General features: G+C 70.2%; 5 protein-coding genes. 2 read left to right on the top strand and 3 right to left on the bottom strand.

Annotated elements, in window-relative coordinates:
• From AC08ON_RS03100 to AC08ON_RS03110, 3 genes are all read right to left on the bottom strand, one after another.
• A partial coding sequence (locus AC08ON_RS03100; protein ID WP_476616412.1) for a glycosyltransferase family 2 protein occupies positions 1-1,293 on the bottom strand: 1,293 nt, incomplete at its 3' end.
• Complete coding sequence (locus tag AC08ON_RS03105) at positions 1,290-2,552, bottom strand: ABC transporter ATP-binding protein (protein WP_476607287.1); 1,263 nt, start codon at positions 2,550-2,552, stop codon at positions 1,290-1,292. The genes AC08ON_RS03105 and AC08ON_RS03100, both read right to left, overlap by 4 nt.
• A 119-nt stretch (positions 2,553-2,671) precedes the next feature.
• Positions 2,672-3,628: an ABC transporter permease gene (locus AC08ON_RS03110; RefSeq protein WP_476607288.1), complete on the bottom strand. Its 957-nt coding sequence runs from the start codon at positions 3,626-3,628 to the stop codon at positions 2,672-2,674.
• A gap of 478 nt (positions 3,629-4,106) precedes the next feature.
• Here AC08ON_RS03110 and AC08ON_RS03115 point away from each other — a divergent pair, with 478 nt between their 5' ends.
• Both AC08ON_RS03115 and AC08ON_RS03120 read left to right on the top strand, forming a co-directional pair.
• On the top strand, positions 4,107-6,686 hold the full coding sequence (locus tag AC08ON_RS03115; RefSeq protein WP_476607290.1) for an HAD family hydrolase: 2,580 nt from the start codon (positions 4,107-4,109) through the stop codon (positions 6,684-6,686).
• Positions 6,683-7,965, top strand: a 1,283-nt coding sequence (locus tag AC08ON_RS03120; RefSeq protein WP_476616413.1) for a class I SAM-dependent methyltransferase, incomplete at its 3' end; no start/stop codon positions are given. The genes AC08ON_RS03115 and AC08ON_RS03120, both read left to right, overlap by 4 nt.

The raw sequence follows: 7,965 nt of genomic DNA on the forward strand, positions 1-7,965 counted from the left end.
CGCGCGCCAGGCCTGGCGCAGCGTGCGCACCGCGATCGAGACGGTGGTCAGCGGGTAGCGGATCACGGCGGCCAGTGCCATCGGCGCGGTCGCGTCCTTGGTGAGCATCAGCAGCCGGTTGCGGTCGGTGTGGAAGACGAACAGCGGTGACCATTCGACGCTCGACGCCGAGTGGATGTGACGCAGCACCGCCCCCGGGACGTAGCGGATGCCGTACCCGCGGGCCCGGATCCGCCAGGACAGGTCGGTGTCCTCGTAGTAGAGGAAGAACGCGTCGTCGAACCAGCCGAGCTCGTGGCCGAGCGACGAACGGATCGCCATCCCGTTCCCGCAGGCGGTGAACACGTCCTCCGGCTGGTCGAACTGGCCGATGTCGACCTGCTGGTAACCACGGTCGGCACCGTAACCGTCGGTCAGGACGATGCCGCCGACGTTGTTGATGACGTTCACCCGCGGCGCCTCACCGCCGACGGTCAGCGACACCGTCGTCGACTCGGGGCCCACCGCGAGGTCCGCTCGCCCTCCGGCCGACGTGCCCGTCGGGCCGTCCCAGCTCAGGGTGACCTGTTTGCGCGATTCCGCCGCCCAGGTGAACCCGAGGGTGACCGGGCCGCCGTCGGGGATCGGCACGCACAGTTCGCCGTCCCCTCGGGTCCAGAAGTACGGCGAGCCGCTCGGTCCCTCGGCACCATAGGTGAGGTTCTCCCAGAGCACCTCGCGCAGCGCCTCGCGCCCGTCCACCGTCACCGAGGACACCCGCACCCCCAGCTCGCGGGAGTCGTGCGGACCCGGGACGAAGGTCGGCGTGTGCAGCCTGATCCGCAGGAACCGGGGGAGGAAGACGACCTTACCGGTGGTGGCGCCGAGATGGCGGCCGCCGGGCTCGTCGAACGGCGCCAGCAGCGCCGCGAGCCAGGTGGGCTCGGGGATCGCATCGTTGTTCACCAGGACCGCGAACGGCGTCGTGACCTGGCGCAGCGCCAGGTTGTTGCCGCCGGCGAAACCGAGGTTGCGCTCCGCGGGCACCACGCGTACCCAGGGGTAGCGCTCGGCGAGCAGCTCCCGCGAGCCGTCGGACGAGGCGTTGTCGACCACCCAGGTCTGGTAGGCGAAATCCGCCTCCTGCTTGGCGATGCCGTCCAGGCAGGCCGGCAGGAGATGCGCGCCGTTCCAATTGACGATCACGATGGTCGCCAGCGGCTCGGCGGTCTTCGCGCCGGCGCCCCGCGCGTCGACGGTCTTCGACTCGACGGCCGATCCCGCCTCCGGCCGGGTCGGGCGTTCCTCGCTCATCCGCGCAACCTCGCATCGTAGTCGACCTTGAGCAGTCCGTCCGCCTGCGCACCACCGACGCCGAACAGCTCCTCGAACCGGCGGGTGGTGACCGGGGCGCCGGTGGCGGCGTCCGAGACGTGCACCTTCACCGCGAAGGCGCCGAGCAGCTCGGGCAGGCGTGGTACCGAGAAGTCGACGATGTGGCGGCCTGGCCCGATGGGGAGCCCGCCGGGTGGCGTCTCCATCATCCAGATCGGCACCTCGTTCTGGCCGACGATGTAGGTGTGCAGGTACACGTGCTCGGGGGCACCCTCGGTGACGTCGAACTCGACGCTGACGGTGAGGGAGTCGCCGGGGCCGTACTGCACGGTGGGCGGCCCGCCCGGCTCGTGGCTGAAGGTGACCGACTCCGGCCTGACCGTGGCGTACTGGTAGGCGACCGGTTCCCCCGCGGGCAGGCTACCCAGCTTCTGCCGCAGCAGCTTGGTACCCACGGCAGGCGGGCCGTCGAAGAACAGCGACCCGGACTCCAGGACCAGGATGCGATCGCACATGTTCTCGATGAGGTCGAGGGAGTGCGTCACGAACAGGATCGTGCGGCCCTGGGCCCGGAATTCGGCGATCTTGGCCAGGCACTTGCGCTGGAACGCCTCGTCCCCGACGGCCAGGACCTCGTCGACGAGCAGCACGTCCGGGTCGACGTGCACGGCGACGGCGAAGCCGAGGCGGACGTACTGGCCCGACGAGTAGTGCTTGACGTCATCGTCGATCTTGTGGCGCAGCTCGGAGAAGTCGACGATGGAGTCGAAGAGCTGATCGATCTCCCGTTTGGACAGTCCGAGCAGGGACGCGTTGAGGTAGACGTTGTCCCGGCCGGAGAGCTCGCCGTTGAACCCGGCACCGAGTTCGAGCAGCGAGGCGATCCGACCGTGTACCGCGACCCGTCCGTCTGTCGGGCGCAGGATCCCGGCGAGCACCTTGAGCAGCGTCGACTTGCCTGAGCCGTTCGCACCGGCGAGACCGACCGTCTGGCCTCGTCCGATCGTCACGTCGATGTCGCGCAGTGCCCAGAAGTCGTCCCCGGCGGGGCCGCCCCGACGGACGAACCGTTCCTTCAGACTGGTCGCCCGGTTGTGGTACGAGACGAATTTCTTGCTCACTCCGGCGGCCTCGATCACCACGGGCGCCTCGCGCGCCGGGTCGGGTGACGCGGCGGCCTCCCTGCCCTCGGGCGGGGCGGCGGGGCTCGGCGGGTACGCGGACGAGTATCGGGCCACTACTGCTACTCCTTGCTGGCCGCCTGCGGACGTCCCATCATGATCGCACCGCGGTCGGCGTGCTGGCTCCCGGGGCCTTCGGCGGGCGACGAGGACAGGGCCGGTCCGCCACGGGCCGACTACAGATCCTCGGCGAAGTCCGCCTGCAGGGCGCGGAACACGTGCAGCCCCAGCCACAGCAGGGCGAGGGAGATCACCCCGGCGACGGCGAGATGTTCCAGGTAGAACGTGTAACCGGGGTTCGCCAGGATGGGGGCGGAACCCGTCGAGTTACCCGGGGGTGGATCGTAGATCGCCCGCTGGAACGTGATGACCACGACGGCCATCGGGTTGAGCAGATACACCCAGGTCAGGTCGGCCAACCTGTTCTGGATGAGGCCGAAGGCGTACACCATGGGATTCAGCCAGAACCAGGCGAGCAGCGCCACGTCGAGCAGATGGGCGGTGTCGCGGTAACGCACGTTGAGCGCGCTGACCAGCAGGGACAGCGCCACGGTGAAGGTGAGGGCGACGGCTCCGGCCGGGACGAGCAGCAGCAGCTCGGGGCCGAGCAGGCTGTAGCCGAGCGCGAGGATCACCACGAACAGGACCAGCAGTTGCAGCAGGAAGTGCACCGCGGCGAAGCCGACCGCCGACAGGGGGAGCACGGCGAGGGGAAAGCGGACCTTCTTGACGAGGTTCGCGTTCGCCACGACGCTGCCGCAGGACGCGGACACGCTGCCCGAGAAGGCGTTCCAGACGAGCAGCCCGGACATCAGGTAAATACCGAAGCGGGGGATTCCTGATTTCAGCACGATCTGGAACACGAAGGTATACACGACGAGAAGGAGCATCGGGTTCGCCAGCGACCAGGCGAATCCCAGCGTCGACCCCTTGTACTTGACCTTGAGATCCTTGCGGATGAGATTGCGCAGCAGTTCCCAGCGCACCCTCGTCTGGGCCCGGCTGCGACGGGCCAGCCGGCTCACGTCCAGCGCGTGATGGTGCTCCGGCCCGGGCGGCCCGGTCTGCGGCTCCGGGGCGGACGGAGCCACCGGCGCCCCCGCCGGCAGCGCGGCGTCAGCCAGATGGGACACGGCACGCCCTCCCCGTCTCCCGAACGCGCGGGTACCGCTCGCCGCCATGGCGCGACTGGAGCTGCACCTGTCCGCTCCTCCTCGACACTTCGGCTCGACACTTCGGCTCGACGCTTAGGGGATCTGAACACTACCGAGACCGAGGCGCCCCTGGTTCGTCCCACGTCCAAGCGGGTTCCGCGACCCGACCGACCGTCTTTTCCGGCTACCGAGAGTATCGCCCTGCTTGCGGACGAATAGTCAATGATGTCTAGGGTCGAACTGGCCCGCTTCTCGTCAGAATCGGACGGTACCGTGCCATCGCCGGGCGGGCGACGCCACCCACTCCGGTGGCCGGCGGCCAGAGCACGGTTCATAGTATTGATCCGTCCATCTGGCTTCGGCCGGCCGAGGCCGCGCGGGAGAATCCCGACGCACGCCGGCCGTCGTGGCTGACCCGGCGGAGGCGGTCGTAACCGGCCGCACGGAGAGGACGGTCGTGTTCACCGACGTCCGGCTACGCGAAGTGTGGTCGCACCTGGAGTCGGGCGGGGCACAGGCCCTGACTCTGGATGTCTTCGACACCCTCCTGTGGCGCATGGTGCCAGAGCCCGCCCATGCCTTCGTGCTGTTGGGCCGGCGGCTCGCGGACGCGGGCCACCTGCCCGCCAGCGTCTCCCCGGGCGAGTTCGCCCGGCTGCGGGTCCACGCCGAGCAGCTGGCCCGCCTGCACGCCGAGGCCACCCGCGGTACCCATGAGGTGCGGCTGGACGAGATCTGGCAGCTGCTGCTGCCGGCGCTACCCGGCGTCCAGGACCTCCTGGACGCAGAGGTCGCGGTCGAACGCGAGCTCTGCCGCGCCGACCTCGCCGTGGTGGAGCTCGCCGAGCTCGCCATGACGAAGCTCGGCCTGCCGGTCTACCTGCTGTCCGACACGTACTTCTCGGCCGGCCAGCTCGAACGGCTGCTGAACCGGCCGGAGCTGGCCGGCGTGCCCTTCACCCACATCTTCACCTCCTCCGACGCAGGGACGTCGAAGAGTGACGGGCTGTTCCAGCACATGCTCGCCGCGTCGAACCTGCAGCCGTCCCGGGTCGTGCACCTTGGCGACCACCCCGTCGCCGACGTCGAGGGCGCCCGCGAGCACGGGCTTGTCGCAATCCATTACCCGAAGTACTCCGGGACGCTGGAGCAGACCCTTGAGCTCGAGGGTCTGCGTAAGGCGCCGAGCGACGACCTCCCGATCGACCCGGTGGACGGCGACTACGGGATGACCGCGTTGCGAGCCCGGTCACTGCACCGTGCCGACGCCCTCGCGGTCCCCGCGGGGCTGCGCCGGTACTGGGAGGCCGGCGCGACGGTCTTCGGGCCGGTCTTCACCGGTTTCGCGGAGTGGGCTGTGGAACGGGCCCGTGACTTCGGCGCCGACCACATCCACTGCCTGATGCGGGAGGGCGACTTCCTTTCCCGCCTGCTCGTCGGTCCCGGCGAGGATGTCGGGATCACCATTTCGACGCTGTGGGCGTCGCGGCAGGTGTGCGCGCTGGCCAACGTCTTCGAGGGCAACCCCGAGGAGCTCAGGAGCTTCCTGGTCCGTCGGCACGCGCCGAGTGTGGGGCAGTTGCTGCGCCAGCTCGGGGTCCGGCTGGAGAACGTCGCCGGCATCTCGGCGCTGGCCGACCGCCGCCTCGACGTGCCCGGCCTGCTCGACGACACCCTCGAGGCGCTCTGTTCCGATGAGCGGATCCGCAGCGAGATCGTGCTGACCGCGTCCCGCCTGCGTGAGCGTTACGTGCGCTACCTCGACAGCCAGCTACCCGAGAGTGGCCGGGTCGTCTTCCTCGACCTGGGCTGGGGCGGGACGATCCAGGCGCTGCTCACCCGGCTGCTCGCCTCCACCGGCCGCGGGCTGGACATCCTCGGCCTGTACCTGGCTACGAACCAGGCTGCGATGACGCACCGGTTGGCCGGTCTGGAGCTGGAGGGATATGTTGCGACAAGTGGTCAGCCCGAGACCCTGGCGAACCAGCTCATGCGTAGCCCCGAGGTACTCGAGCAGCTTTGCATGCCCGACGTCGGGTCACTGGTCTCCTTCGACGAGATGGGTAATCCGGTGCTCAGCATCGACCGGACCTCGCGGACGCAGGTCGCCCAGCGAGCCGCCGTCCAGGACGGCGTCCTGGCCTTCCAGCGGGAATGGCTGCGTTACCGGCGCTCGGAGACCCCGATGCCGTCGCTGGCCTGCGCCGGGGCGCGTCAGGCGGGGCTGCGGACGCTGACCCGCTTCGTCGCCCGGCCGACCGCGGTGGAGGCCGCGGCCTTCGGTGCCTGGGCGCACGACGACAACTTCGGCTCCGACGCCACCGAGGGCCTGCTGCCGCCGGAGCTGGTCCGCCGGATGCCGTATCTCACCCCGGCCGACATCGACCGGATCTCCATGCGCGAGCTTTACTGGCCCGCCGGGGTGGCCGGGGTCGCGAACCGGCCGCTGGCCGTGATCAGCGGGCTGGCCGCCGCCGCGGGCATCCCGCCGGAGGAGGTCTCGCCCGAGGCCGCGGCGGGGCCCGTGGAGGTCTACGTCGACACGGGCGGGGACTTCGTCAACGGTCCGAAGGAGACGGCGGTCACCCGGTCGGCCCGCGACGGCCTGTCGATCGTCCGGCTCAGCCTGGAGGCGGTCGGGGTACGCCGGATCCGCATCGACCCGGCGGGTCGGCGCGGTCTGCTCCGCCTGGACTGGCTGACGCTGTCCTTTCATATCAACAACACCCCAGAGCCGGACAAGATAACCATCACCTCGCTGGACGATCCCGCCCAGCAGCTCGCCCTCCTCGGCTGCCGGCTGCTCCAGCCGAACCTGGTGGAGATCACCGGGGACGACCCACAGTTCGTCTACACGATCGACCTCGCCACACAGCCGCAGCTCGCCGGGGTCTACGCCCTCGACGTCGAGCTGGCATTCGGCTGGATGGGCATCCGGGGTGATCCGCTGGCCCTGCTCGCGGCGGAGCCCGCCCGCGACGGTCTGCCGCTGCGGGCGGCACGCAAGATCCGGCGCGAGCTCGGGGGATCGCGGTGACGGACCACCCGGACTCAGAGCGCAGCGAGGTTCGGGACAGTTTCGCCGAGCTCGCCGCCGTCGCCGCCGGGATGGACACCGGAACGGACCTCGAGGCCCGACCGGGCAGCGGACCGGGCACCGGACCAGGCACGACGCTTACCCGGCAGGGCGATCACGCCGTCGAGGTCGGGGACGCCGCCGAACCCACGCTGGCGCCCCTGCTCCTGCACTCCCTGTCCGATCTGCGCGAGATCTGGGTGCCGCTGCTGGAGGAGTCCGGGGCGCGCAGCATCGCGGAGATCGGTTCCGAGAGCGGGGTCACCACCTCGCTCCTCGTCGACCTGCTGCGCCGTGGCGGTGGCGGGCGGTTAGTGGTCATCGATCCCGAGCCCGGGGTGTCGCCGGCCTCCGGCGGGGGCCTCGATGTGCACGTGATCCGGGGGCACAGCCCGCAGGCGCTCGACGGCCACGCGCCGACCGACGCCTACCTCATCGACGGGGACCACAACTACGCCACCGTGCACGGCGAGCTCACCGAGATCGACCGAGCGGTCACCTTGTTCGGCCGGTCCTACTTTCCCCTGGTGATCCTGCACGACGTCGGCTGGCCGGCCGGCCGGCGCGACCAGTATTACAACCCCGACCGCATTCCCGAGGGCGCCCGGCAGCCGCACTCGTGGGACGTCGGTGTCGAGATCGACAACAGGGAGACCGTTCCCGGGGGCTTTCGGGGCATGGGAGCCTTCGCCTGGGCGCTGACCGAGAGCGGTCCGCGTAACGGGGTGCGCACGGCCGTCGAGGACTTCGTCGCGGACCACCCTGACCTGCGTTTCTTCACGGTGGCACCGATCTTCGGGTTGGGCGTGGTGATCGACCGGCGGGCTCCCTGGGCGCGTCGCGTCGCCGACCTGCTCATTCCGTGGGTGTCCAACCGGCTACTTTCCCGCCTGGAGCGCAACCGCATCGACCTCTACCTGCACGTCCTGCGGTTGCAGGACACCGCGGCGGCGGTCGCCCGGGCGCGGCAGCGGGAGTGGGCGCGCCTGGACGACGAGCGCAGCCGGCTCGCGGCCATCGAGCTCGAGCACCTGCACCGCATCGCCCAGCTTGAGCAGGAGGTCGCCGAGCTCCGCCGGCGCGAGCAGGAACGCGAGGAGCGGTGGGCCCAGAGCCACTGGGCGGCCGCGGACGTCGACGAGCCCAAGCTGATGCAGGTCGCGCGGATCGCGAACTCGGTGCTGCGGTCCCGGCTGAGCACCACCGGACAGGACCGCCTGGCGAGGGTGCAGACGCGGAT

The organism is Frankia sp. CoWAU3, from assembly GCF_977971855.1.